This window comes from Pigmentiphaga sp. NML080357, from assembly GCF_002188465.1.
Classification (GTDB): domain Bacteria; phylum Pseudomonadota; class Gammaproteobacteria; order Burkholderiales; family Burkholderiaceae_B; genus Pigmentiphaga.
Window position 1 is genome coordinate 57,554 of record NZ_NINW01000032.1, and the last position, 24,725, is coordinate 82,278.

The window sequence follows — 24,725 nt, forward strand, 5'->3', positions numbered from 1 at the left end:
CCCTCCGGCCGCCGCAGCGCGGACGAGAGGGTCGATACCCGTTTCCCGGTGAGGGCTATATGGTAGCCGGGACAACGGTTTCAAGGCCAATCCTGGGGTTAACCCCAGCGGCTACAATCTGGGCCTCCCCCATCCCGGCCCCTCCCCCATGCAAGCTCTCTGGATGCTGTTCGCCTCGCTGATGTTCGCGCTCATGGCCATGTTCGTGAAATTCGCGTCCAACGAGGCGTCCCTGGGGCAAATCATCCTGTTCCGCGGCCTGCCCACGGCGCTGGGCATCCTGGCGTGGGCCTGCGCCACGCATCGCACGATCATCCCGCCCACCTGGCGACTGCACGTCATGCGCAACGTCGCGGGAGTCGGGTCGATCTGGCTGTCTTTCTTCGCCATGGGACGCCTGCCGCTGGCGACCGCCATCACCCTGAACTACACGTCGCCGCTCTTCATCGCCGGCTGGATGACCTGGCGCGCGCACGACCTGACCGACAGGCTGCGCACCCTGGCGGTCGTCATCGGCTTCATCGGCGTAATCGCCATCCTGCGGCCTACCCTGGACCATTCCCAATGGCTGGCGGCGCTGCTGGGGCTGGCCGCGGGCAGCCTCACGGCCATCGCCGTCATGCAGGTGCGGTCGCTCGGCCAGGCCGGCGAACCGGAGTGGCGCATCGTGCTTTTTTTCGCCCTGTCGTCCTGCCTGACGGGGGGCATCGCGACGGTGCTCACCGGCTGGAGAAATCCTTCGCTCTACGGCTGGTTCACACTGCTGGGCGTCGGCCTGAGCGGCCTGCTGGGGCAATTCGCCATGACGCGCGCCTTCAGCCGCGGCTCGGCGGCGCTCTCCTCGGTGCTGCAATACAGCACCATTCCGTTCTCCATCCTGCTCGGCTACCTGTTCTGGGACGACCGGCCGGATACGCTGGCCTGGCTCGGCATGCTGCTGATCGCCGCCGCCGGGCTGGTGTCCACCTGGCGCACGCTGGTGGCGGCCCGGCGCAGTTCCTAGCCGGACCCGGCCCGCACGCGCCGCCTGTACGACGCCTCGGAGGGGCCGGCAGGCGCGGCCGCCGGTGCTGGCTTGCAGCAAAACGCCGGCAGGTTCACACTTGGAGGCATTACGTTGCCGTTCCCGCCCATGTCCCTCAAGCTGTCCGTGCTCGATCTGAGCCCCATTCCTTCCGGCCACACCCCCACCGATGCCCTGGCGAACAGCGTGGATCTCGCGCGCCAGGCCGAAGCCGCCGGCTACCATCGCTATTGGCTTGCCGAACACCACAACACCGGCATGCTGGCGTGCTCGGCGCCCGAACTGCTGATCACGCGAATCGCAGGCGCCACGTCGCGCCTGCGCGTGGGCTCGGGAGGCATCATGCTGCCGAACCACAGCCCGCTCAAGGTCGCCGAGACCTTCCGTGTGCTGGAGGCGATGTTCCCCCAGCGCATCGACCTCGGGCTCGGACGCGCGCCGGGCACCGACCCTGTCACCGCGAGCGCGCTGCGGCGCGGCCATGCCGATGCCGACGACTTCCCCCGCCAGTTGTCCGATCTCGTCGGCTATCTCAAGGACGCCATGCCGGCGGACCATCCGCATGCCCGCGTCCGGGCTACGCCCGTGGGCGTGCCCTGCCCGCCCATCTGGATACTGGGCTCGAGCCTGTACGGCGCACGGGTGGCCGCCGCGAACGGCTTCGGGTTCGCCTATGCCCACCATATCGTGCCGGAAAACGTGCACGCGGCCATGCGGCTTTATCGCGAGGAATTCCGCGCCTCGCCCTTCGGCCACGAACCGCGCGCCATTCTCGCCGTCTCGGCCATCTGCGCGCCGACCGCCGAGGAAGCCGAACGCCTGGCCGCCACGGCCGACCTCAGCATGATGCGCACGCGCAGCGGCCGCACGCGCTATCCGCTCCCCAGCGTCGAAGAAGCGCTGGCCTATGCCTACCAGCCCGACGAGGAAGCGCTGCGGCAATACAACCGCACCCGGATCCACATCGGCACGCCCGGCGCGCTCGCCGCCTCGATAGGCGAACTGGCCCGCGCCACCGACGCCGACGAGGTCATGGTCAACACCATGATCCACCGCCACGAGGACCGGGTCCGCAGCTACCGGTTGCTGGCGCCGGCCCTAATGTCCTGACTCCGACCAACGCGCCTACCAAGGATCCGACATGCAGCTTCACGGGAAAGTCGCCCTCGTCACCGGTGCCGCCAGCGGCATCGGCAAGGAAATCGCCAATACGCTGGCGGCCGCCGGCGCGGCCGTCGCCATCGCCGACATCAATCTGCAGGCGGCGCAGGCGGTGGCCGACGAGCTCAAGCTGAAGGGCTGCCAGGCCATGGCGGTGGACTTCGACGTGACGGACGAAGCGGCGGTCGAGAACGGCACCCAGCTCGTGGTCGACACCCTGGGAAGCGTGGACATCCTGGTTTCCAACGCCGGCATTCAGGTCGTCAATCCTATCGACCAGTTCGCCTACGCCGACTGGAAGAAGGTCATGGCCATCCACGTCGACGGCGCGTTCCTGACCACCAAGGCCGCCCTCAAGCACATGTACCGCGACAATCGCGGCGGCATCGTCATCTACACCGGCTCGGTGCATTCGCACGAAGCTTCCCCGCTGAAATCGGCCTACGTCACCGCCAAGCACGGGCTGCTCGGCCTGGCCAAGGTCCTGGCCAAGGAAGGCGCCAGGCACAACGTGCGCTCGCACGTGGTCTGCCCGGGTTTCGTGCGCACGCCGCTGGTGGAAAAGCAGATCCCCGAGCAGGCGCGCGAGCTCGGCATCAGCGAAGAGGACGTGATCAAGAAGGTCATGCTGGGCAATACCGTGGACGGCGAATTCACCACCCTGCAGGACGTCGCGCAAACCGTCCTCTTTCTGGCCACCTTCCCCACCGCCGCATTCACCGGTCAGTCGTTCGTGGTCAGTCACGGCTGGTACATGCAATAGCCCGCATGGCCGCCGCCCGCAGCCCGCGCCGCGCCTCGCGCGGCTACGACACGGTCGCCCTCGTCCTGCAAGGCGGCGGCGCGCTGGGTTCGTACCAGGGCGGCATCTACGAGGGGCTTGCCGAAGCCGACCTGCATCCCGACTGGGTCGCCGGCATTTCCATCGGCGCCATCCACGCCGCCATCATCGCCGGCAACCCGCCGCAACGGCGCGTCGAACAGCTTCGTCGATTCTGGGACCATATCTGCCGGCCGCCGCTCCTGCCGCCTACGCCGGTCGATGCGCTGCGCGACACGCTGGCCCACCTGCCCGCCCCCGCCGGCGCGGCGCTCGGCGCCTGGGAAGCCTGGCGCGCCGTGCTGGAAGGCCAGAACGGCTTTTTCGTGCCGCGGCTGGCGCCGTCCTGGCCGCTGCAGCACAGCCCGGAAACGGCCAGCTTCTACGACAGCACGCCGCTCAAGCGCACGCTGGAGGAATTCGTCGATTTCGACTTGCTCAACACGGGCGCCACACGGATCTCCGTGGGAGCCGTCAATGTGCAAAGCGGCAACTTCGTCTATTTCGACAATACCGAGCAGGCGCTTACCGCCGACCACATCATGGCCTCGGCCGCCCTGCCGCCGGGGTTCGCGCCGGTGGCGATCGACGGCGAATACTACTGGGACGGCGGGATCGTCTCGAACACACCGCTCTACCAGGTCCTGAAATCGAGCCCGCGCCGCTATTCGCTGGTCTTCCAGGTCGACCTCTGGAGCGCGCACGGCCAACTGCCCGGCAACCTCAGCGAAGTGCCCATCCGCCAGAAGGACATCCAGTACTCCAGCCGCACCCGCCTGGTGACCGACTACATGCGCGAAGTGGAAGAGTACCGAAGCCTGCTGCGCGAATTGCTCAAGCACGTGCCGCCGGGGCATGCGCGGGAGCCCTGGATGCGCAGGGCCCGGGAACTGGCCAGCGACCGCCGCATCAACGTGATCCATCTCATCTACCGGGGCGTCAAGTGCGAAGTTCCCTACAAGGACTACGAGTTCGGCCAGCTGGGTATGGAAGAGCGATGGGCCGGTGGCTTGAGCGACATACGCCGTACACTTGAACATCCGTCCTGGCTCGACGTGCCCGGCGCCGAACATCCGTTCGTCACGCATGACGTGCACCGCCCCGGGCACGGGCGTCGATCGCCATGAACCCTTACCTCACGCTGTTCGACATCGCCGGTTTTGTCGCGCTCCTGTTGTGGGGCGTGCACATGGTGCAGACCGGCATCCAGCGCGCCTTCGGCCCGCGCCTGCGCACCATGCTCGGCGTGGCGCTGGGCAATCGCGTCTATGCCTTCTTCGCCGGACTGGGCGTCACGGCCATCCTGCAAAGCAGTACCGCCACGGGCCTGATCGTCGCCGGCTTCGCCGCCAACGGCCTGGTGGGGCTGGTGCCGGCGCTCGGCGCCATGCTGGGCGCGAACGTCGGCACCACGCTCATCGTCCAGGTCCTGTCCTTCGACATCTCGCGCATCGCGCCCATCCTGGTGCTGATCGGCGTCGTGATGTTCCGGCGCGGCAACGCCACGCACGTGCGCGACTTCGGGCGGGTCTTCATCGGGCTCGGCCTGCTGCTGCTGTCGCTGCACCTGCTGCTGGCGCAGCTCGAACCCTATCGCGACCTGCCCGAGCTGCGCACGGCCCTGGAAGCCCTGTCCGGCCAGCCCGGCCTGGCCATCCTGCTGGCGGCGGTACTGGCCTGGGCGGCGCATTCGAGCGTGGCCGTGGTGGTGCTGGTCATGTCGTTCTCGGCCCAGGGGCTGCTGCCCATCGACGTCGCCTTCGCCCTGGTGCTGGGCGCCAATCTCGGCACGGCGGTCAACCCCATGCTCGAGGGCTCGGCCAAGGACGACCCCCAGGCGCGCCGGCTGCCGCTCGGCAATTTCATCAACCGCGTCATCGGCGTGCTCATCGGCTTGGCGCTGCTGCACCACATCCATCCGTGGATGACCGGCCTGGCCGGCGACAACGCCCGCGCCGTGGCGAACTTCCACACCGTCTTCAACCTCGCCCTTGCGGCCGTGTTCCTGCCGCTGTTGACGCCGTACGCCGCGCTGCTTCGCCGCTGGCTGCCCTCGAACCCGGCCAAGGCCGACCCGGGCCGTCCCATGTACCTGGACAGCGCGGCGCGAAGCATGCCGGTGGTGGCGCTGGGCAATGCCGCGCGGGAGGCCCTGCGCATGGCCGACACGCTGCAAACCATGCTGCATCATTCGCGCGAGGCGCTGGCCGGCGCCGACCGCAAGCGCATTGCCGAGGCCCGGCGGCTGGACGACGTACTGGACCGCCTGAACGGCGCCATCAAGACCTACGTCGCCGGCCTGGACCAGGACGAGTTGACCGCCGAAGACCGACGCCGAGCCGACGAGATCCTGACCTTCATCACCAATCTGGAGCACGCGGGCGACGTCATCGACAAGAACCTCCTGAACGACATCAGCAAGCTCAACAAGCGCGGGCTGACCTTCTCGCCCGAAGGGCGGCGCGAACTGGACGAGATGCACGGCCGGCTGGAGGTCAACCTGCGCCTGGCCGCTTCGCTGTTCGTGACCGAGGATACCCGCGCCGCGCGCCTGCTGGCGGCCGAGAAGGAGGCTTTCCGCGGCCTGGAGACCCGGGCGACCCAGGCGCATTTCGAACGCCTGCGCAGCGGCCGCATCGACACCACGGAGACCAGCGCGCTGCACCTGGACGTGCTGCGCGACCTGCGCCGCATCAACAGCCACTTGGTGGCCTCCGCGGCGTACGGCGCACTGGAGAATCGCGACGGATCGCCCCCCGGCTCGCTTGAACCGTCCGGCGTGGCGGAGCCGGCCGCCACCTCGGAGTAGCTCACGCCCGCTCAGCGGGCCGGATGCTGCGACGCCTCTTCCAGCGCGGCGGGCGCGCCATGCGCGTGCCCGTCGTCGTGGGCGTGATGGTGAAAGGCGGAATTGACCGCATAGATGGTCACCACCCCCGCGGCGATCAGCGCGAACTGCGGCAGGCTGTCGCGCAGCGTCGTCCGCCGCTGCATCTGCGGCATCAGGTCGGCCACCGCGATGTAGAGGAAACTGCTGGCCGCCAATGTCAGCACATAGGGCAGCCACTGCGTCGAACCGGCCAGCAGGTAGTAGCCCACCAACCCCCCCGCGATCGCCATCAGGCTGGACAGCGCGTTGAACAACAAGGCCCGCTTGCGCGTGAAACCGGCGTTGACCAGGACGATGAAATCGCCCAGTTCCTGCGGGATCTCGTGCACCGCGATGGTCAGCGTCGTCAGCAGCCCCAGCATGGGGTCGGCCAGGAAGGCCGCGGCGATGACGATGCCGTCGCAGAAGTTGTGCAATCCGTCGCCCAGCAGCACGGCCAGCCCGCCCCGCCCGGCCTCGTGGGCGTCATGCCCGGGCGGGTGGCCGTGCCCGTCGTGCTCGTGATGGTGGTTGTGACGCAACACGGCCAGCTTCTCGAGCACGAAAAAGCCGAGCAGGCCGACCAGCAGCAAAGCGAACAGGACGCGCGTATCGGCTTCCGAATCGAATGCCTCGGGCAGCGTGTGGAGCAAGGCCACCGACAGCATGATCCCCACCGAAAAGCTGATCATCTGGTGGAGGAAGCGCGCGAAATAACGGAAAGCCAGCCAGCCGGCGACGATTACCGACAGGACTCCGCTCGCCAGCGTGGCGAGCAGAATGTAAGTTAGGGTCACGGGACGCTCGTGAAACTCAGTTGCAGAAACGGAAGTATACGTAACTTCCCGCGTTTTACGAATCGAGATCGCTGGCGAGCAGCCTGCCTGTGCGGAACAGGCGTTCCCGCCGCAGGGTGGTGCTCAGGGGTTCATCCCGCCCCAAGGCCCGGGCATGGGCCGGCACCGTTGCCAGAGACGCGAGCATCCGCAGGCGGTCCTGAGCCGCCCAGGCCGCCAGTTGCCGGTCCGGATCCCAGACGGTCAAGTCCTGCCGCCGCAATTCCGAACGATTGAAATCCTTGAGGTTCCAGGTCAGCACCCGCACTTGGGGCGCGATCTGCAATCCCGCCCGGGCACGGCTGGCCAAGCCCGCCGCGATGACGTGCCGGTCCTTGGGATCGCTGTAGTGGAGCCCGGTCTCGTAGGCCGACACTTCGCCGGCATCGGCCTGCGGAAACCGCCGGCACATGGCCTGCCATTCTGCCTCGAGGACCTCCGGCGCCACGCCCCAGATGCGCGCGGCATTGCGCCGCCATTCCAGTCCTATGCGTTCGCTCCACACCGGGCGGAACCACCCCGCCTGGGCCATTTCCAGCAGCAAGGGCCGCAGGATGCTCGACATCAGCACGCAGGCGTCGAGGACCAGCCAGAGAGGCGGCCGGGCGGCCGCCTCGGGGGTTGCCGGCACCGACACCGGGCTCACAGATGCCGGGCGAACCAGTCCCGGGCCAGTCGCCAGCCCTCCTTGGCATCGGCCTCGCGGTAGCTCGGGCGGTAGTCGGCGTGGAAGGCATGCGGCGCATCGCGGAACACCACGAAGGTGGACTCGCGCGCCGCGCGGCCGCCCTTGGCCAGGGCGTCCTTCATGGCGTTGACCGAAGTCAGCGGTATGCCGGCATCCTGGCCGCCGTACAGGCCGAGCACCGGCGCCTTCAACTCCGCCGCCACGTCGACGGGATTGAGCGGCTGCAGCGGCGTGGGATTGCCTACCAGGCGCCCGTACCAGGCGACGCCGGCCTTGACCGCCGGATTGTGAGCGGCGTAGAGCCACACGATACGCCCGCCCCAGCAAAAGCCCGTGATGCCCAGGCGCGTGCGGCTGCCGCCGTTGGTTCCGGCCCAGCGGGCGGTGGCGTCGAGGTCGGCCACGACCTGCTCGTCGGGCACCTTGCCGACCACCTCGGCCTGCAGCTTGGCAATCTCGGTGTATTTCGAGGCATCGCCCTGGCGCGCGTACAGTTCCGGGGCGACCGCCATGTAGCCGGCCTTGGCCCAGCGGCGGCAGATGTCCTTGATATATTCGTGCACGCCGAAGATCTCCTGCACCACCAGGATCACGGGCGCATTCTTCTTGCCGGCCGGCGCCGCCCGGTAGGCGGGGATTTCGCCGTCCCGCACCGGAATCCTGACCTCGCCCGCCACCAGCCCGCTGGTATCGGTATGAATGGCGGTCTGGGCCATGACGGGGCCGGCGGCAAGGGCGAAGCCCCCGGCCAGCGAGGTGGTGAGAAAACCGCGCCGGTTCAGGCTGAGGGGCGGCAGGAGACTGTCGAACTCGGTACCCGGGCTATCCATGAAGCACTCCTAGCGGCACGACGTTTGAAAAACGCCCCCACGCTTGCCACTTCGCGGCGGCGCTGCCCCCCGAGGGGGCGCTTTTCATCTTGGGGCGGCCCGGCGATGAAAAACGCTCAGTCCGGCAGGGGCTCGACGGTATTCCGCCCTCGTTCCTTGGCGCGCTCCAGCGCTGCCTGCGCCTTGGCGAGCGTCGCCTCGAGGTCTGCCTGGGCCTGAGCAACCCCGATCGACAGGGTGATCTGCGTGCCTATGTGCCCGCGCAATGCGAACTGGCGCCCGCAGACCTGCAGCCGCAGGCGCTCGCACATGGCGAGCGCATCGGCCAGCGGCGCGGGGATCAGCAGGGCGAAACGGTCTGCGGTCACGCGCGCCAGCATGTCCAGGGACGGCAGCAGATTTCTTGTCAGATCGGCCAACTGGCGCAGGATAGCATCGCCGGCGGTGCGCCCCAATGCCTGGTTCAGCCGCTCGAAGCGGTCGATATCGATCAGCGCCAGGCACAGGGGTTCGCCGTCGCGCGCGCAGCGGGCGATCTCGGCGGCATATGCCGATGCCATCCAGCGCCGGTTGTACAGCCCCGTCACGGCATCGTGGCTGGCCATGAATTCGATGCTCGCCGCCGATTCGCGGGGATCGTGCCTCAGGTTGGCGGCGCGCAGCCTGGCGCTGAGCATATCCAGGACATTGAGCGCGATGCGCGGCACGTTTTCCATGACGGTGCGCAGCCGGCGGGCGTCGAGCGCCACCAGCCGGGACGGCCATTGGGCCGCCACGTAGGCGGTGCCCCCCTCGGGCCCGATCAGGGCGTGCTCGCCCAGGCCGTCGCCGGGGACGAAGCGCGCCACCCGTTTCTGGAGATCGGGGTCGACGAATGCGGCCAACTGGCCCTCGACCAGCACGTAGACGTGGTGGTTCGGTTCGCCGGGCTGGAGCAGGATCGCGCCGTGCGGCAGGTGGGTGACGAACGCGAACCCCCGCACCTGGTCGCGCTGTTCGTCCGTGCAGCCGGCGAACAGCAGGGAACGGGCAAGGACGTCCAGGTCGTCAGCCGTCAGCTCGCCGGGGGCCCCGTCGACGGGAAGGTGGGAAGGAATGTGGCCGGTCATTCCCCGATTATCGGCACGCCACCGCGCAAATTGAGTTCGCCCTACAGTTATGCCCCAAGGCGTCCGATAAGCGGATCATGAGCACCCAGATCGCCTCCCGACCTCCTTCCGCAATCCACCCGGCCCGCCGCCTGCTGCGCGCCGGGTGCCGGCTCCTGGCCGCGGGCGCGCTGCTGGCGGCCGCCGGCTGCGATTACCTCGGCCTGCAGCCCATCTCCCAGATCGAGGCCCGGAAAGAGTCCGAGGGGCGTGCGATCGGCAGCGCCTGCCGGCAAGCCGGGCGCGCGCTCGAAGACTGCTACACCTTCAATCCGCACATGTCCAAGGCCGCCATCTTCAACGGCTGGAAAGAGATGAACGACTACATGCTGCAGAACAACCTGACCGAAGTCCGCCCCGAGGTGGCGCCGGTACTGCCCGCCGGAAGGGCCCGCGTCGAGGGCGCGCCGCGCTCGGCGCCGACGGACATGTCGGCGGCGGGCCAGCCCGCCAAGCCGCCGGCACGCACCACGCTTTACGCCGCACCGTAACGCCGGGCGCCGCAGCCGCCCGCCTCGCCCCTCCGACCACGGCGGCGCGCCCTCTCCGCCCGGAACGCGCGCCCTTTGATGCCTGGAGCCTATCATGTTCCGTCGCCTGCCGCTCGTCGTCCTCGTCCTGGCCGCCCTCTACGCCTGCATCGACCCGCCGGCGCCTCCCTCCACCGCTGCCGCGCCCTCGCCGGGATCGCAGCTGCATGGATTGCCGCGCTACGATGCCGAACTCATCTACGCGGATTTCGCCGCGCAAGATGCGGAGGCCATCGAGAAATACCGGCGCGCGCCCTTCGTCGTTACGGGACGGCTGCAGAAGATCCATGCCACGGGAACGCGCGAGCTGCAGCTGGACCTCAAGGCCTCCGATCCGGCGCATCCGGTTCGCGCCTGGCTCAAGTCCGACCTCGCCTGCGACGGCGGGCACCGCTGCCCCGAGCAGGTCGCGCTCGACATGCTGCCGCGGGGCTTCAAGGTCTACCTCGAATGCAGCCGCGCCGACATGGAGGGCGGCACGCCCACGGTGGCCGGATGCGTACTGACGGGCGGCCCCGGGCGACTCCACTGAAGACGGCGCCCGTGGGCATGGCGATTGCTGCCTCGGGGTTTTCCGCAAGGAGACCCATCATGCCTGAACGCAAGACCATCGAGAAAGCCAAGCAGGACAAGCGCCAGGGCAAATCCGCTTCGACCCAGGCGGGCGAATTCGTCAAGGAACAGATTCACCACGTGCGCGAAGGCAAGCACGGGGTGCGATCCAGCAAGCAGGCGATTGCCATCGGCCTGTCCGAGGCGCGCCGTAGCGGCGTGGATTTGCCGCCGCCCAAGGCAGGGCGCAGCAGCAAGAAGACCCGTGACAAGGCCAAGCAGGATCTGAGCAAGGGCGATGAAGCGTCGCACAAGAAGTCGGCCACGCGTTCTCGCGCCACCAAGACCGCCTTGAAGCGGGAAAGCAAGAAGGGCGCATCCAAGGAAGCGCTGGCGGCTCACGCCAAGACCGCGGCCAAGCGGCGCACGGCAGCGGACCGCTCCGCGGCCGCCAAGAAAGCTGCCCGGACCAAGGGAGCCGCCGGGCGATCGGCCGCAGCCAAGAAGGCAGCCCGGACCCGGGCGGCCAACCGGCATGCGTGACGCGCGGTCAGTGGACCAGCGCGACTTTACGGGCAATGACCTCGGCGCATTCGTCGCTGTCCGAAGCCTGGAAAAGGCGGTGGACGACGAATTCGGTGCCGGGGTCGACACCCAGGGCTTCGGCGGCGGCGCGCCGGACTTCGGGGCTGGGGTTGCAGCAGTAGACGCCGGCCTTCTCCGCCGCGGCGGCGGGCTCGGCCCCCAGGTTGGCCAGCCACTCGCGATCTTCGTTGAGTGCGCACCAACGCTGTTCGCCGGCCGCGTCTTTGGCGGCAACGACAAAACACACCAGCTTCTTGCGATCAATCACCATAACCATACATACGGCCCTCCAGCGTGCGCCCATCGTAGACCAATCGGGCCGTGATGTCAGCGCCGCCACACTGGGAAATCTACCTATGCCGAGATTGGCGGAAACCCTTGCAGAAACGCCGTTTCCGGGGAACCGTTAAGATGCTGGTTAGACTCGTTCCGACCCGGACAATTCCATGAAAGCCATAGAAGGAGCCATCGTGACCGACCCTGAATTCCTCAAGGGACAAATCACCGCCTTGCAGAACGTCGTGAGCATGCTGATTTCGGCCCACCCGAATGCGCAGCAGTTGCGTCAAGTGATGCAAGCCATCGCGCAACAGGTGGAGCCGACGCTCAACGAGGCTCATCCCTCGTTCAAGAAAGGCTGGCAGAACGTGATCGCCACGCTGTGCCAGACCGACGACGAGGCGGCGCCCGACAAGAACGAGCAGCATTGAGCCAGGCCGCCGCACGCGGGCCTCATGCCGTTGCGGCGCGATCCGCATAGTGCGGCAGGCGGGCCAATGCGTAGCGCGCCGCTTGCTCCCGGATATGGTTGCGCCCGCCCATGAATCGGCGGGTTTCGCTGTATACGTCGATGGCGTTTCCGTCGCGAAAGGCCCACGCAAAGCACTGCGTGCCGGCGGCCACGCCCTCCCCTCCGCCATCGGCGACCCCGGTATTGGCAATGGCCACGTTGGCGCGGCTGCGGGCAAGCGCGCCGCGCGCCATCGCGCACGCCACCGGTTCGCTCGTGAGATTGTAGGCGCGCAGTATCCGCCCCGGCACCCCCAGTCCGCGCAGCTTGGACTCGGGGGAATACGCCACGAAGGCGCAATCGAGCAATGCCCCCGCGCCGGCGACGTCGGCCAGCATCGCGGCGATCAGGCCCGCTGTGCAGGATTCGGCCGTGGTGAGCAGCAACCCCCGTTCATGCATGTAGCGGGCAATGTGTTCGACAGTCTGCACGCGAGGCTCCGGTAGTGTGGATGGCCCGCTTCAGCACGCACCGTACCCGTGCCGCGCACAGGCTCGATTGCGCAAGGATGAGCAAATATCCAGGGCGCCATGTAAATCCTGCGCCGCTTTCTACGAGATACCGGGCGCCATGGCAGGGGGCACGCCCGGGACGAGGGCGCCGCAGGGAGGCACAAGGCTTGCGAATGGGCCGGCCCCTGTCGAACGATCCTTTTTGGAGGACCCTCATGCCTACGCCTACGAGCCAGAAGCGCCCCCGAGGCTTTGCCGCCATGGACCCGCAAAAACAGCGCGCCATTTCCGCCGAGGGGGGCCGAGCCGCCCACCAATCCGGCAATGCGCACGAATTCAACTCGGAAGAAGCCCGGGCCGCCGGCGCCCTCAGCCACGCGCACCGGCGGCGCCGCGCGGCCGAAGCGCAACAAGCCCAGGCCCAGAACTCCACCCGGGAAGAACCGGTACAGGCGAGCCCGGGAAGCTCGTGAATCCGCGCGGATCCGTCCCGCATGGCGGGCCGGATCCGTTCCCGTTCATCCCAGTCCTAGCGGAACAACTCTCCCGACGCGCGGGCCGGCTCCGAAATTCCCGCCAGGGTTTCGTCCGTCCCGCCGGTCTTGGTGGCCAGGTCACCGAGCGACACCATCCCGACCAGCTCATTATTCTTCCCCAAGATGGGAAGGCGGCGAATCTGCTCGTCCCGCATCTTGGCCTTGACCGTATCCGCTTCCTCGTCTTCGTAGCACCAGCTCACGTGCGGCGTCATGGCCTCCCTCACGCTGGTGGTGGCCGGCGCCCCCGCGGCCGTGCACCGCACGGCGATGTCGCGGTCGGTGACCACGCCCACCAGGCGGCGGCCGTCGCAGACGGGTACGGCGCCGATGTCCAGATCGGCCATCAGTTGCGCGGCGCGCTGGACCGACTCGTCGGCGGATAGGTAGGCAACATCGCGGGTCATGATTTCTGCGATCTGCATGGGACTCTCCTTGAAAAGAAAAAAGCCGCGGCGGCGGCGGGCCGGTTGCAGCAACCGGTATGCCCATGGCGTTTTGGCGCCGCGCAGCGGGCAGGCAACGCGCGAAGGCGTTCCCCGCTTGATTTTCTTCCTGGTTCCGTCGGATACTGTATATACATACAGTATCAAGCATGGAGCAGCCATGTACACCGTCACCCTGCAAGACTACCCTCAACTTCCCGACGACCTCCGGCGCCAGGCCGAACGCCGCTATGCGCGCACCCTGGAAAAGACCCTGGGTGGCATCGAAGGCATCGCGGCCGCCTACAAGGCCTGGAACTGGGCCGAGGAATCCTTCGGCGAGCTCTCCGAAGAAGAACGATCGCTGGCCTTGCGCTGGCAGCGCGCAGCCATGAGGGCGGCGCAGGAAGGATTCGCCTCGCTCGGCGAAACCGATTCCGCCTATTTCGAAGTGCGGCTCGAACGCTAATGCCCGGCTTCGGCTCCGCTCGCGCCCGGAAATCTCGCCGATTCGCGCATTCGCCAGAATTTCGCTAGAATAGCGGTCTCGCGTGAATCGGCCCTGCCGGTTCCGTGGTGTTCCAGCGGTGGCTGTAGCTCAGTTGGTAGAGTCCCGGATTGTGATTCCGGTTGTCGTGGGTTCGAGTCCCATCAGCCACCCCAGTGATTCCGCGCAAGCCCCATGCTTGATTGAAAGGCCCTTCGGGGCCTTTTCGCTTTTCCGCGGTACGGAGTCCACGCGTCGAGCGTCCATACCGCGGTCACACGGCATTGCTAGCTTCTTCGGCATCCCCGGGAGTCGCCGATGAAACTGACCCGCCTCAGCATTGCTACCTTCAACCTGTACAACCTCAACGAACCTGGCCGCCGGATCTACACGGGCGAAGGTTGGAGCGAGGAACAATACGCGCTCAAGATCGATTGGACCGCCAGCCAGCTCAAGCTGCTCGAGGCGGACGTCTTCGGCTTCCAGGAGCTGTGGCACGCCGACTCGCTCGCACGCGCCGTGCAGGCATCCGGCCTGGGCGCGCGCTACGACATGCTGGTCCCGGAGGACGCCGACGGTACGAAAATCGTCTGCGCGGCCATCGTCCGCCAGGGACTGCTGGCCGGCGAGGCCGAGTGGATCAGCGATTTTCCCGAAGCCTTCGTACTGCGCTCGGAGGGCGACGATCCGCAAACGCCGCAGATCGACGTGAACATCCAGGGCTTTTCCCGGCCCGTGCTGCATTTCACGATACAGCCGCGCGAGGATGGGCCGCTGGTCCACGTCTATGTATGCCACTTCAAGTCCAAGGCGCCGACCCAGGTGTACAGGGAGGACTGGTACCTCGGCGACAAGCGTGCCTATGCCAGGCACGCGAAGAACCTGGGCGCGGCCATCTCCACCATTCGCCGCACGGCCGAAGCGGCGGCGCTGCGCTTCCTGCTTACCGAATCGATGAAAGGCAACGACACGCCCGTAATCGTGCTGGGCGACATCAACGACGGCCAGCACAGCAACACCGCCAACATCCTGACCGACCAGCCGCGCTACCTCGTGGGCGACTCGGAGGGCGGCGGCGACGTGGCGCTCTACACGGCGCAGACGCTGCAGGAGTACCGCGATACCCGGGACGTGTACTACACCCACGTGCACCAGGATATCCGCGAATCGCTGGACCACATCCTGGTAAGCCAGGAGTTCTACGACAACAGCCGCAAGCGGCTATGGATGTTCGACGGCCTCGTGATCAACAACGACCATTTGAACTTCCCCGACCACAAGGGCTTGGGCACCAACGACCACGGCATCATCCGCGCCACGTTCAAGTACCGGCCGGCGAGCGCGTCTTCGCCGGCCTGAGCGGGCCGCCGGAAAGCAAAAAGCCCCTGCGAACAGGGGCTTTTTCTCGGCCTTCGAGCTTCTTTACAAGACGCGGATCTTGGAAGCCTGCGGTCCCTTCGGGCCCTGGACGGCTTCGAAGCTCACCTTCTGGTTCTCGTACAGCGTCTTGCGTCCTTCGGCCTGGATTTCCGAGAAATGGGCGAACAAATCCTTTCCTCCGTCATCCGGCATTATGAATCCGTATCCCTTGTCGTCGTTGAACCATTTGACAATGCCTGTGGCCATGATGCATTTCCTTCTTTGATATATGTACTTGCCGCGAATACCGCCAACCGGAATCAAGAACGGGCCGAGACCAAATGGAGAGCCGACGCCAACCAAACCGAACAGAACCCTGACCTGAAACCTTGAAAATGACTATGCGGCGCATTGATCGCTTAGTCAACCCATTTCCGTTTCCGACGGATACATCCATATTGCCGAGAAGCGACCGGTATTTGAATCCACGATCCTCATATATCGGGATCTAAATACGTGCCGGCTGGCGTCATGGCAGCAAGTTGCAAGAAATAACGCGGCCTATCGGCAACAATGTGGACGGAATCAACGATTTTTTCCAGGGTTTACACGTAGTTTTGCCAGGGTGTTTTCCGAAAACCTATCGTTTTCCCTTATAAGGGAAATACCTATAAAAATTTCCCGACGCGAATGGAATGGTCTAGAAAAATTTACAAGCACGCCATCCCATAATTACATGCGCAGCCACGCATAATCGCGCGCCAGTATGGCCGGCGCGGGGCACGGGGTTTGCGGGGAAATACAAAGCGGTTAACGGGCCGCGCCCGGCCGATCCGAGGGTCGTGAAGCCGGAGCGAATTCATAATCGAGGAGAAGGTTTATGAATCAGCAGAAGCGCCAATCCCCGGGCTCGCAAAGCCAGGAGCAGCAACAGCAGCAACCCGGTACGCAGCAGCAGCAGGGCCAGCGAGGATCGCCCTCGCAGCGTCCGCAAGTCCAGCCCAACCAGCCGAACACCGGCCAACGCCAGCAGGAGCAGCAGCAACAACGCGGCCACCAGACGGGCCAGCCGCAGAAGTCCGATCAATAAAAGCGCAGTCGTCCACGGCGGCCTTCCCGGCCGCCTGGGCAACGCCGCCGGGCAAGGCCTATGAAGGCCGGTGGAAAGCAGTCTCGCCGGGCACGTGCGTCGCCCGGGGGTGATTGGCGACAGGCTCGTTCGTCCCGCCCGGGGCGGGCGTCACTTGCCCTTTTCGAGCTTGTCGATATAGCGCTTGGCGACTTTCTCGGCATACCGGTGAGCCTCGAACTCCGTGCCGAAGACCTGGTCGTCGCCCAGGTGCTGTTCGGCGGGCACCGGATGGAAGCGTGACGCCGGATCCAGCGACACGGTGGCGCTTCCCTCGAACAATACCGTCATGCCATCGCGGGGGTGATTGACGGGCCGCGCCACCGTGCGGATGTAATAGCCCTTGTAGTGGTCTCCTGCGCCTTCGGACATAGGAATCTCCTGCAGACAGTACCTTCTTGAGGCAAGAAGACGGGTCCGAAAGTTCAACCCGCTCTCGTTTCTCCGGCCGCTCAGCGTACCTGTCCGGCCTGGGAATTTCCCTTGGGAATACCACTTGCTGAACCGGACGGCCCGATAAAAACAACCGGCAATCTGCATGAATGCGACGTACTCCGATGAAATCTGGTGGAAAAGCGCGGTGGTGTACCAAATCTATCCCCGCTCGTTCGCCGACTCCAATGGCGACGGCATCGGGGATATTCCCGGCATCCTGGCGCACCTGGACCATCTTTGCAGGCTGGGCATCGACACGATCTGGGTATCGCCGGTCTTTCGCTCGCCCATGGCCGATGCCGGCTACGACATCAGCGATTACTGCGACATCGATCCAATCTTCGGCACCCTGGACGACGCGCAGCGGCTGATCGACGAAGCCCATGCGCGGGGGCTGCGGCTGCTGTTCGACTTCGTGCCCAATCACACCTCGGACCGGCACCCCTGGTTCATCGAATCGCGCTCGTCGCGGGCGAGCCCCAAGCGCGACTGGTACATCTGGCGCGACGAGCCCAACGACTGGCGGGCGGCGCTGGGGGCTGGAAGCGCCTGGACCTGGGACGAAAAGACAGGGCAATACTACCTGCACTTCTTCCTGCCCCAGCAGCCCGACCTCAACTGGCGCAACCCCGAAGTCGTGGAGGCGATGCACGGCGTGCTGCGGTTCTGGCTGGATCGCGGCATCGACGGCTTTCGCATAGACGTCGCCCATTGCACGGGCAAGGATCCGGCGTTCGCCGATCATCCCCGGTGCCTGGCCGGCGAGCCGCTGGCGGATTTCAATGACCAGCCCTATAGCCACGAAGTGCTGCGCGGCATCCGGCGCCTGGTGGAAAGTTACCCAGGGCAGCGCGTCCTCGTGGGCGAAGTCAACATCCGTTCGACAGCCAGCGTAGTCCAGTACTACGGCGCCGGCGACGAGTTGCACATGTCGTTCAACTTTCCGCCGCTCGACGCGCCGTGGGATCCGATCGTGTTCCGCACCTGCATACGCGAAGTCGATGCCCTCCTGCGGCCGGCCGACGCCTGGCCGACATGGGTGCTGTCGAACCACGACAACGTACGCCATCGCACCCGCTACGACGGCTCGCTGCGCCGCGCGCGAGCGGCGGCGGTCATGCTGCTCTCGCTGCGTGGCACGCCTTTCCTGTTCCAAGGCGAGGAACTGGGGCTGGAAGACGCCCGCATCGACCCCGAGACCCAGGTGGATCCGGGCGGTCGCGACGGCTGCCGGGCGCCGTTGCCATGGACCGAAGCGCCGCCGCACGGATGGAACGGTGCCCGTCCCTGGCTGCCCTTCCCGCCCCAACCCGCGGAGCGTTCGGCCGAACGCCTGTGGGCCGATCCCGGTTCCATCCTGCATCTCTACCGGCGCGCGCTGCAAGTGCGCAAGGCCAGCCTCGCGCTGCGGCTGGGCGATTGGGAGGAACTCGACTCGCCGCCCGAAATCCTCGCGTTCCGGCGCCGGTGCGGCGACGACGTGCGCCTGGTCTGCGTGAACTTCGCCGAGCGTACGCTGCAATTCAAGCCGCCGGGCCGATGGCGCATCGCGCTGTGCAGCGAAGGCCAGGCTGCCGGCACGCTCTTCCCTGACCGGGTCGAAGGCGAGCAGGCCGTGATACTGGAACCGGAGGAAGCCTGACCATGCTGCCGCTCTGGTACCGAAACGCCATCATCTACCAGGTCGACCCCAGCCTGTTCCGCGACGCCAACGGCGATGGACGGGGCGACCTGCAGGGGATCGCCGATCGCCTCGAATACCTGCGGGGCCTGGGGGTGACCTGCCTGTGGCTGATGCCCTTCTATGCCTCACCCTTCCGCGACGGCGGCTACGACGTGACGGATCACCTCTCGGTGGATCCCCGCTTCGGCGGCCTGCCCGACATCGTCGCCCTGCTGGAGAAGGCGGAGGAACTGGGCCTGCGCGTCATCATCGACCTCGTCGTGCAGCACACCTCGGATCGCCATCCCTGGTTCCTGGAGGCGCGCAACGACCGGCATTCGCCCTACCGGGACTATTTCATCTGGGCCGATTCTCCGGAGCCCACCGACGCCAAGCCTATCTTCCCGACCGTCGAAGACAGCGTGTGGTCCTGGGACGAGAAGGCCGGCCAATACTACCGGCACGTCTTTTATTCACACGAACCGGATCTGAATCTCGGCAATCCCGCCGTGCGGCGCGAGATCGAACGCATCATGGACTTCTGGCTGCGGCTGGGCGTCTCGGGCTTCCGCGTCGACGCGGCCTCGCACATGATAGAAAGCGCCAAGGCGAGCGATCCGCGCGACGGCGGATTCTGGCTGCTCAACGAGATGCGCAGCTTCATCTCCCAACGGCGCGCGGATGCCGTCCTGCTCGGGGAAGTGGACGTCCCGCCGGCCGAATACGCCCATTACTTCGGCAACGGGGACAGGCTCACGCTGGTGCTGAATTTCTGGCTCAACAACTATCTTTATCTGGCCCTGGCCCGCGGCGTCGCCGAACCGCTGGAACGCGCGCTGGCCAAGCAGCCCGTGCCGCCCATGACCGCCCAGTACGCGCTCTGGCTGCGCAATCATGACGAGCTCGACCTGGAGCGCCTCTCCGAATCGGAGCGCGAAGAGGTCATGGCGCGCTTCGCGCCCGACCCGGAAATGCGCATCTACCATCGCGGCATCCGCCGCCGCCTGCCACCCATGCTGGGAGGCGACCTGCGCAAGCTTGCCCTGGTGCACGCCCTGCTCTTCTCGCTGCCTGGCACGCCCATCCTGCGCTATGGCGAGGAAATCGGCATGGGAGACGATCTCTCACTGCCCGAACGGCTGTCCGTGCGTACGGCAATGCAATGGTCGGACGAACCCAATGCCGGTTTCTCGACGGCCGGGCCGGACCGGCTCGCGGTGCCGCTGATCCGGGATGGCCCCTATGGCTACCGGAAGGTCAATGTCTATGCGCAATCGCTGCGCGACGATTCGCTGCTCGCCAAGACCGGCAAGATGATCCGCGCGCGGCTGGGATTGCAGGAAGTCGGCAGCGGGCGCTGCCGGGCCGCCCGCATCGACTGCCCGCAGGTCCTCGCGCTGCGCCACGAACTCGACGGCGTGGCAGTGCTGACACTGGCCAACCTGGGTCCGAAGGACGTGGAATTCGTGATCCACGACGAGGACTGCCAGGAACTGACGGACATCATGGCCGACAGCCCCTACGATCCGCCCGCCGGTCATCCGGCGCGCATGCGCCTGCGCGGCTACGGCTATCGCTGGCTGCGTCCGCGGGCCACCCTTTGATCAAGCCACTTCTGGAGACGCGCCATGCAAGCGCTGGGAAAACGCCGCTGGGTCATCGCCGAAGGCTACCTGCCGCCTTCAAGCACCGGCGACGCCCGCCAGACCGTCAGCCACGAGACGGCCTGCATGCTCAATACCGGCGATGCGCCGGCCCATGTGAGCCTCACGGTCTTCTTCGCCGACCGGGAACCCGCCGGCCCCTACCGATTCACCGTCGCGCCCCGCCGCACGCTGCACCTGCGCTTCAACGACCTGCGGGACCCCGAGCCGATTCCGCCGGACACGGACTACGCCAGCGTCATCGAGTCGGACGTACCCATCGTGGTGCAACATACCCGGCTCGACTCCCGCCAGGCCGCGCTGGCGCTGATGACCACCATCGCCCACGGCATCGATTGAGACGCCGTGCCTCGCGCTACTCGCGCTTGATGACGCTGACGTTGCCGTCGGCCTCGAGGTAAAGCGCCTTGACCTGATCGATCGATTCCACGCCTTGCTGGCGGTACTTGGCTTCCAGCTCCTCGTCGGTGATCGACTGGCGGCGCATGTTCTCGCGCAGTTTCTTCCCGTCTCGTATAAGCATGACCTTCTTCGGATCGACGAAGCGGCGAAAGAGCGGGAAGTGAAACGCCAGCCGGTCCAGGAACATGTTCCAGGCCACCAATGTACAGACGAGCAATGCCGCGTCCGCCACGCTCTTGCCCTCGCCCGCCATCCCGTTCTGGGCGGCGTCGGCCACGATCACGATCAGCAGGATGTCGGCGATGCCCATCGATCCCACGTCGCGCCGGACCACGAAGCGGAACAACAGGAACAACAGCCAGTACATGGCGGTGCCGCGTACCAGCGTCTCGACCGGCGGTATGGAGAAAACGAAAATCTCGGACCATTCCACGTTCAGCCAATCCAAGGCGATCCCCCGGAGTCAGGATGGCGGGAGTGACGCAAGAAGCAGGCCCGACCGTACGGAACGTCGTTCCAGGGGGGGTGGCGGGTGGCTGGGGGAGGCATGCGGGGCAGGACGCGCGCGATGGCGGAACTCGCCCGAAGGCCGCGAGCGGGTGTGGCGACCCGGGCAGCATGTGGCGCGGCGGACAGGAATCGAACCCGTAACCCCAGGCTTAGAAGGCCTGTGCTCTATCCAGTTGAGCTACCGCCGCCGCGGGCGCAAGTTTACCACCAGCCCCTTGCCGGCGTGGAGGCGCGCGCCACGTCGCTGGGCTATGACGTCAACCGCTACAAGCTGCTGGCGTTCGTGCTGTCGGCGGCGCTGACGGGGCTGGCCGGAGCCACGATGGCGCTGGTGTTCGTGTCGGCCATCCTGAGCGATGTGGTATGGCAGATGTCGGGCCTGGTCATACTGATGACGCTGGTCGGGGGGATGGGCACACTGACCGGCCCCATGCCGGGCCACCCATCATCGTGGTGGTGGAGAACAAGATCGGCGAAGTCGGCGCCGCGCTCGCCGATGCCACCGGGATAGGCTGGTTTGGAGGACTGGGGGAATCGGTCACCATCGTGACCGGGCTGATTTTCGTCGTCTGCGTGCTGGCCTTCCGGCGCGGAATCGTGGGCGAGTGGACGGCATGGCTGGCCCGCCGCCGCCCGGCCTTGGCGCGGCCGTGACTCGGTGCGTCAGGCGCCGCCGGCGAGGAACGCTAGCAGCCGCCGCTCGGCCGCGCTCAACCCCCGCGGTCCGCCGGCCGGCCACGTCGACGGCAGCGTTCCTTCCAGGTAAGCCTCGATGATGGCCGGATGGATGTAGCAGGCCCGGCACACCGCCGGCGTATTGCCCAGCCGCTGCGCCACCGCGCGGGTCACTTCGACCACCGCCGCCCGGGCTTCCTGCCCGCCGGCGCGCGGCATGGCCCGAAACCATTCCAGGGCCATCACCGATCCGGCCCAGGTCCGGTAGTGCTTCGCGGTAAAGTCACCCCGGCCGGCCTCGCGCAGGTACGCGTTGACGGCCGAGGAATCGATGCCGTGCGGCTGGCCCGCCTCGTCCAGGTAGTGGAACAGGGTCTGCCCGGGGATCTCCATGCAACGGCGCACCACGCTCGCGACGCGCCGGTCGGCGATCGCGACGTCATGCTCGACGCCGCTCTTGCCGCGAAAGCGCAGGCGGATGCGCGTGCCCGACATCGATGCATGGCGGCGCCGCAGCGTCGTCAACCCGAACGACCGGTTCTGCCTCGCGTAGGCGCGGTTGCCCACGCGCACCAGCGTGGTCTCGAGCAGGCGGACCACCGCCCCCAGGACTTTCTCCTCGCCCAGCCCCGGCTGCGCGAGCGCGCGGTCCACACGGCGCCGGATGCGAGGCAGCGCCCGGCCGAACTCGGCGAGCTGGCCGTACTTGTCCGCGTCGCGCACGACCTGCCAGTGCGGGTGGTAGCGGTATTGCTTGCGGCCGCGGGCATCGCGCCCCGTGGCCTGGATATGGCCCGCGGGGTGGGGGCAGATCCAGACGTCGGTATATGCGGGCGGAATGGCCAGCGCATTGATGCGGGCGATCTCGGCGGCATCGCGGATGCGTTCGCCGCGCTCGTCGAAATAGGCGAACCGCCCCCGCCACAAGCGTCGGCTGTAGCCTGGCGACGTATCGTCGACATAGACCAGCGCCACGTCATCGCCGTCGCCGCCGCGCGTGCGTAAAGCCGGCGCGGCGGATCCGCGAACGAGGCCGGGAACGGAAACGGGCGTGAAGTCCATGCCCGAGCCGAGCATGCTTCGTGCCAAGGGCCGTCCCCTGCCGCCGCTCCCGCCGGGTCCGCCCCGCCCATGCGCCGAAAATGCAAAATCTACCTGTGCCCTGCGAAGAACCTGCTACGGTCCGGCGCTGGCAGGCGCCGCCGGGATCGCGGACAATGCGCGGTGGGGGCGCATTCGACAGTCGGCGCCACGCATTCAGGAGGAGCCATGTGGCAAGCATCGCAGCGCTATCCCGATCCCGCGGTCCGCGTTTTCCATCATCGGTTCGAAGCGTACCGCCTGCCCTCCGCGGCGGTCGAGCGCCTGGCGACCGGCTGCCGCTGGAACGAAGGCCCGGTCTGGTTCGGTGACGGCCGCTTCCTGCTCTGGAGCGACATCCCCAACGACCGGGTCATGCGATGGGATGAAATCACGGGCCAGGTCAGCGTATTCCGGGCGCCGACAGGGCACGCCAACGGCATGACCCGGGACCGCCAGGGCCGCCTCGTCACCTGCGAGCACAGCGGTCGCCGCGTCGTACGCACCGAATACGACGGGGGCACGACCGTGCTGATGGACCGTTTCGACGGCAAGCCGCTCAACTCTCCCAATGACGTGGTGGTCAAGTCCGATGGCACGGTCTGGTTTTCCGACCCGCCCTTCGGACTCGCCGGCTACTACCAGGGGGTGCCGGGCAAGCAGGAACTGCCGGCCAACCTGTACCGGCTGGACCCGGCCACGGGCACGGCCGACGTCGTCGCCGGCGATATCGCCAGCCCCAACGGCCTGGCTTTCTCGCCGGACGAATCGATACTCTACGTGGTGGAATCGCGGTCCAAGCCGCGCCGCATCCTCGCGTTCGACCTTGCCGAGGGCGGGACGCGCCTGTCGAACCGGCGCGTCGCGATCGACGCGGGTCCGGGCACGCCGGACGGATTGCGGGTGGACGTGGATGGCAATCTGTGGTGCGGCTGGGGCATGGGCAGCGACGACCTCGATGGCGTCCGGGTCTTCTCGCCCGAAGGCGAAGCCATCGGCCACATCGCCTTGCCCGAGCGCTGCGCCAACCTGTGCTTCGGCGGGAGGCACCGCAACCGCCTGTTCATGGCGGCCAGCACGTCCATCTACGCGCTCTACGTCAACACGCAGGGCGTGGCGGGCGGGTAGCGGCAGGCCTATCCACGCCGGTTCACCAGGATCAGCCCCGACACGACCAAGGCCACGGCCAGCAGGAACAGCGGACCAAGGGGCTCGTGCAGGATCAGCGCGGCAAAGGCGACGCCGAACAGCGGCGACATCGACGTCCCGGCCTGCAGCGTGCTGGCCGGATACAGCGTGAGCAGGCGCAGCCACAGCAGGAAGGTGATCGCCGCGATCCACACGGTCTGGTAGGTCAATGCCATCACCGGCGCGAATCCGAGAGTACCCATCGACTCGCCGGTGGCGGCCGCGGCGCCCAGGCCGATCGCAGCCGACACCGCGAGCTGATAGAGCAGCACCTTCTCGGGCGGTACCGCCGCCAGCCGGGTCGCCTTGATCGCCAGCGTCGTCGCGGCCCAGAATACCGCGGCGGCGATGATCATCAGGTCGCCCAGCAGCGCGTGCGGCGAAGTCGCGGCGTGCGGCACGCCCATCACGATGGCGGTCCCGCAGAACGACAAGGCCAGGCCCGCCCACTGCGGCCAGCGCAGGCGCTCGGAAGGGAGCAGCCAGGTCGCGCCCAGGGCCACGAAAAACGGCGCCGTATAAAGAAACAGCGACGTCCTGCTGGCATCGGTCCACTGCAATCCGAGATAGATCAATACGAATTCGCCGGAGAACAGCAGGCCGGAAAAGATTCCCAGCCAGAGCGAGCCATCGCGAACGAAGAGCTTGCCGCGCCTGGCCGCCAGGCAATAGAGCAGCACCAGCAGGCTGGCACCGGCCGACCGTATGCCCATTTGCAGGAACGGAGGAAACGCGGGCAGCGCGATCTTGACGGAGACTTGCTGCGCACCCCAGCTCGCGCAAAGCAGCACGAGCATCGCGACGGCGGAAACATCCAGGGAACGTTTGGACACGGCGGGATCCGGAATCGTTGTTGTTATCGGAACGGGAAAGTGTCGCATACCTCG

Annotated in this window: 29 protein-coding genes, 2 tRNA genes and 1 pseudogene; 19 read left to right on the forward strand and 13 right to left on the reverse strand. The window is 66.8% G+C overall.

Translation table 11 applies throughout. From position 1 onward, the window contains the following. Positions 1 to 148: 148 nt before the first annotated feature. The 5 genes from CDO44_RS14010 to CDO44_RS14030 all read left to right on the forward strand — a co-directional run bounded on the left by CDO44_RS14010 (position 149) and on the right by CDO44_RS14030 (position 5,814). Positions 149 to 1,003, forward strand: a complete 855-nt coding sequence (locus tag CDO44_RS14010) for a DMT family transporter (RefSeq protein ID WP_087780831.1) — start codon at positions 149 to 151, stop codon at positions 1,001 to 1,003. 129 nt (positions 1,004 to 1,132) lie between these two features. Then, complete coding sequence (locus CDO44_RS14015; protein WP_087780832.1) at positions 1,133 to 2,134, forward strand: LLM class flavin-dependent oxidoreductase; 1,002 nt, start codon at positions 1,133 to 1,135, stop codon at positions 2,132 to 2,134. A gap of 31 nt (positions 2,135 to 2,165) precedes the next feature. Beyond that, positions 2,166 to 2,948, forward strand: coding sequence for a 3-hydroxybutyrate dehydrogenase (locus CDO44_RS14020; RefSeq protein WP_087780833.1), 783 nt, complete (start codon positions 2,166 to 2,168; stop codon positions 2,946 to 2,948). Positions 2,949 to 2,953: 5 nt separating this feature from the next. Continuing rightward, the gene (locus CDO44_RS14025) at positions 2,954 to 4,132 is read left to right on the forward strand and encodes a DUF3734 domain-containing protein (RefSeq protein ID WP_087780834.1); all 1,179 of its coding nucleotides are present in this window, start codon (positions 2,954 to 2,956) and stop codon (positions 4,130 to 4,132) included. Then, positions 4,129 to 5,814: a Na/Pi cotransporter family protein gene (locus CDO44_RS14030; RefSeq protein WP_087780835.1), complete on the forward strand. Its 1,686-nt coding sequence runs from the start codon at positions 4,129 to 4,131 to the stop codon at positions 5,812 to 5,814. Before CDO44_RS14025 ends, CDO44_RS14030 begins: the two co-directional genes overlap by 4 nt. 11 nt (positions 5,815 to 5,825) lie before the next feature. Here the strand turns inward: CDO44_RS14030 and CDO44_RS14035 are convergent, their stop codons facing one another. The 4 genes from CDO44_RS14035 to CDO44_RS14050 form a co-directional block, all read right to left on the reverse strand. Beyond that, positions 5,826 to 6,671, reverse strand: coding sequence for a ZIP family metal transporter (locus CDO44_RS14035; RefSeq protein WP_087780836.1), 846 nt, complete (start codon positions 6,669 to 6,671; stop codon positions 5,826 to 5,828). A 55-nt stretch (positions 6,672 to 6,726) separates the two neighbouring features. Next, positions 6,727 to 7,341 (reverse strand): PIN domain-containing protein, encoded by a 615-nt coding sequence (locus tag CDO44_RS14040; protein WP_255407802.1) that lies wholly within the window; start codon positions 7,339 to 7,341, stop codon positions 6,727 to 6,729. An 11-nt stretch (positions 7,342 to 7,352) separates the two neighbouring features. Then, a complete protein-coding gene (locus tag CDO44_RS14045; protein ID WP_087780837.1) occupies positions 7,353 to 8,228 on the reverse strand; it encodes a dienelactone hydrolase family protein in 876 nt (291 codons plus the stop codon). 116 nt (positions 8,229 to 8,344) lie between these two features. Next, a complete protein-coding gene (locus CDO44_RS14050; protein ID WP_087780838.1) occupies positions 8,345 to 9,337 on the reverse strand; it encodes a GGDEF domain-containing protein in 993 nt (330 codons plus the stop codon). Between the two features lie 77 nt (positions 9,338 to 9,414). Between CDO44_RS14050 and CDO44_RS14055 the strand changes: the two genes are divergently transcribed. The 3 genes from CDO44_RS14055 (at position 9,415) to CDO44_RS14065 (ending at position 11,001) form a co-directional block, all read left to right on the forward strand. After that, positions 9,415 to 9,867: a hypothetical protein gene (locus CDO44_RS14055; RefSeq protein WP_087780839.1), complete on the forward strand. Its 453-nt coding sequence runs from the start codon at positions 9,415 to 9,417 to the stop codon at positions 9,865 to 9,867. Between the two features lie 94 nt (positions 9,868 to 9,961). Further along, entirely contained in the window at positions 9,962 to 10,438 is a 477-nt protein-coding gene (locus tag CDO44_RS14060; RefSeq protein WP_087780840.1) for a hypothetical protein, read from the forward strand. Between the two features lie 59 nt (positions 10,439 to 10,497). Next, positions 10,498 to 11,001, forward strand: coding sequence for a DUF6496 domain-containing protein (locus tag CDO44_RS14065; RefSeq protein ID WP_087780841.1), 504 nt, complete (start codon positions 10,498 to 10,500; stop codon positions 10,999 to 11,001). A 7-nt stretch (positions 11,002 to 11,008) separates the two neighbouring features. On the opposite strand, the gene CDO44_RS14070 is transcribed toward CDO44_RS14065, so the two are convergent. Next, on the reverse strand, positions 11,009 to 11,320 hold the full coding sequence (locus CDO44_RS14070) for a hypothetical protein (protein ID WP_144389524.1): 312 nt from the start codon (positions 11,318 to 11,320) through the stop codon (positions 11,009 to 11,011). 169 nt (positions 11,321 to 11,489) lie between these two features. Between CDO44_RS14070 and CDO44_RS14075 the strand changes: the two genes are divergently transcribed. Further along, on the forward strand, positions 11,490 to 11,753 hold the full coding sequence (locus CDO44_RS14075; protein ID WP_087780843.1) for a hypothetical protein: 264 nt from the start codon (positions 11,490 to 11,492) through the stop codon (positions 11,751 to 11,753). 22 nt (positions 11,754 to 11,775) lie between these two features. Here CDO44_RS14075 and CDO44_RS14080 read toward each other — a convergent pair whose 3' ends face one another. Further along, positions 11,776 to 12,264, reverse strand: a complete 489-nt coding sequence (locus tag CDO44_RS14080) for a CinA family protein (RefSeq protein WP_087780844.1) — start codon at positions 12,262 to 12,264, stop codon at positions 11,776 to 11,778. A 236-nt stretch (positions 12,265 to 12,500) separates the two neighbouring features. On the opposite strand from CDO44_RS14080, the gene CDO44_RS28385 reads away from it, so the two are divergent. Next, positions 12,501 to 12,758, forward strand: a complete 258-nt coding sequence (locus CDO44_RS28385) for a KGG domain-containing protein (protein WP_369824660.1) — start codon at positions 12,501 to 12,503, stop codon at positions 12,756 to 12,758. A 56-nt stretch (positions 12,759 to 12,814) separates the two neighbouring features. On the opposite strand, the gene CDO44_RS14090 is transcribed toward CDO44_RS28385, so the two are convergent. After that, entirely contained in the window at positions 12,815 to 13,246 is a 432-nt protein-coding gene (locus CDO44_RS14090; RefSeq protein WP_087780846.1) for a CBS domain-containing protein, read from the reverse strand. Between the two features lie 181 nt (positions 13,247 to 13,427). Here CDO44_RS14090 and CDO44_RS14095 point away from each other — a divergent pair, with 181 nt between their 5' ends. The 3 genes from CDO44_RS14095 to CDO44_RS14105 all read left to right on the forward strand — a co-directional run bounded on the left by CDO44_RS14095 (position 13,428) and on the right by CDO44_RS14105 (position 15,092). After that, complete coding sequence (locus tag CDO44_RS14095) at positions 13,428 to 13,715, forward strand: hypothetical protein (RefSeq protein WP_087780847.1); 288 nt, start codon at positions 13,428 to 13,430, stop codon at positions 13,713 to 13,715. Positions 13,716 to 13,833: 118 nt separating this feature from the next. Beyond that, a tRNA-His gene (locus CDO44_RS14100) sits at positions 13,834 to 13,909 on the forward strand. A gap of 142 nt (positions 13,910 to 14,051) precedes the next feature. Continuing rightward, positions 14,052 to 15,092 (forward strand): endonuclease/exonuclease/phosphatase family protein, encoded by a 1,041-nt coding sequence (locus tag CDO44_RS14105; RefSeq protein WP_087780848.1) that lies wholly within the window; start codon positions 14,052 to 14,054, stop codon positions 15,090 to 15,092. 63 nt (positions 15,093 to 15,155) lie between these two features. On the opposite strand, the gene CDO44_RS14110 is transcribed toward CDO44_RS14105, so the two are convergent. Further along, positions 15,156 to 15,359 carry a cold-shock protein gene (locus tag CDO44_RS14110; RefSeq protein ID WP_087780849.1) on the reverse strand — a complete coding sequence of 68 codons (204 nt, stop codon included), beginning with the start codon at positions 15,357 to 15,359 and terminating at the stop codon, positions 15,156 to 15,158. A 613-nt stretch (positions 15,360 to 15,972) separates the two neighbouring features. On the opposite strand from CDO44_RS14110, the gene CDO44_RS14115 reads away from it, so the two are divergent. Beyond that, complete coding sequence (locus CDO44_RS14115; protein ID WP_087780850.1) at positions 15,973 to 16,182, forward strand: hypothetical protein; 210 nt, start codon at positions 15,973 to 15,975, stop codon at positions 16,180 to 16,182. Positions 16,183 to 16,332: 150 nt separating this feature from the next. Here CDO44_RS14115 and CDO44_RS14120 read toward each other — a convergent pair whose 3' ends face one another. Beyond that, complete coding sequence (locus CDO44_RS14120) at positions 16,333 to 16,593, reverse strand: hypothetical protein (protein ID WP_087780851.1); 261 nt, start codon at positions 16,591 to 16,593, stop codon at positions 16,333 to 16,335. Between the two features lie 166 nt (positions 16,594 to 16,759). On the opposite strand from CDO44_RS14120, the gene CDO44_RS14125 reads away from it, so the two are divergent. Genes CDO44_RS14125 through CDO44_RS14135 form a run of 3 tightly spaced genes read left to right on the forward strand, consistent with a single transcriptional unit; the run spans position 16,760 to position 20,322 of the window. Then, positions 16,760 to 18,298 (forward strand): alpha-amylase family glycosyl hydrolase, encoded by a 1,539-nt coding sequence (locus CDO44_RS14125; protein WP_087780852.1) that lies wholly within the window; start codon positions 16,760 to 16,762, stop codon positions 18,296 to 18,298. Positions 18,299 to 18,300: 2 nt separating this feature from the next. Next, positions 18,301 to 19,923: an alpha-amylase family protein gene (locus CDO44_RS14130; protein WP_087780853.1), complete on the forward strand. Its 1,623-nt coding sequence runs from the start codon at positions 18,301 to 18,303 to the stop codon at positions 19,921 to 19,923. 24 nt (positions 19,924 to 19,947) lie between these two features. Continuing rightward, entirely contained in the window at positions 19,948 to 20,322 is a 375-nt protein-coding gene (locus CDO44_RS14135; protein WP_087780854.1) for a sensory rhodopsin transducer, read from the forward strand. Positions 20,323 to 20,338: 16 nt separating this feature from the next. Here CDO44_RS14135 and CDO44_RS14140 read toward each other — a convergent pair whose 3' ends face one another. Together CDO44_RS14140 and CDO44_RS14145 are read right to left on the reverse strand one after the other, a co-directional pair. Beyond that, positions 20,339 to 20,833, reverse strand: coding sequence for a DUF421 domain-containing protein (locus CDO44_RS14140; protein WP_087780855.1), 495 nt, complete (start codon positions 20,831 to 20,833; stop codon positions 20,339 to 20,341). A 173-nt stretch (positions 20,834 to 21,006) separates the two neighbouring features. After that, positions 21,007 to 21,083: transfer RNA gene (locus tag CDO44_RS14145), tRNA-Arg, on the reverse strand. A 38-nt stretch (positions 21,084 to 21,121) separates the two neighbouring features. On the opposite strand from CDO44_RS14145, the pseudogene CDO44_RS14150 reads away from it, so the two are divergent. Next, positions 21,122 to 21,549: pseudogene (locus tag CDO44_RS14150) on the forward strand (branched-chain amino acid ABC transporter permease); the annotation flags it as partial. Between the two features lie 9 nt (positions 21,550 to 21,558). Here CDO44_RS14150 and CDO44_RS14155 read toward each other — a convergent pair. Next, the gene (locus tag CDO44_RS14155; RefSeq protein ID WP_087780905.1) at positions 21,559 to 22,632 is read right to left on the reverse strand and encodes a DNA topoisomerase IB; all 1,074 of its coding nucleotides are present in this window, start codon (positions 22,630 to 22,632) and stop codon (positions 21,559 to 21,561) included. Between the two features lie 207 nt (positions 22,633 to 22,839). Between CDO44_RS14155 and CDO44_RS14160 the strand changes: the two genes are divergently transcribed. Then, positions 22,840 to 23,778, forward strand: coding sequence for an SMP-30/gluconolactonase/LRE family protein (locus CDO44_RS14160; protein ID WP_087780856.1), 939 nt, complete (start codon positions 22,840 to 22,842; stop codon positions 23,776 to 23,778). A gap of 8 nt (positions 23,779 to 23,786) precedes the next feature. Here CDO44_RS14160 and CDO44_RS14165 read toward each other — a convergent pair whose 3' ends face one another. Further along, entirely contained in the window at positions 23,787 to 24,671 is an 885-nt protein-coding gene (locus tag CDO44_RS14165) for a DMT family transporter (protein WP_198951363.1), read from the reverse strand. Between the last annotated feature and the right edge of the window lie 54 nt (positions 24,672 to 24,725).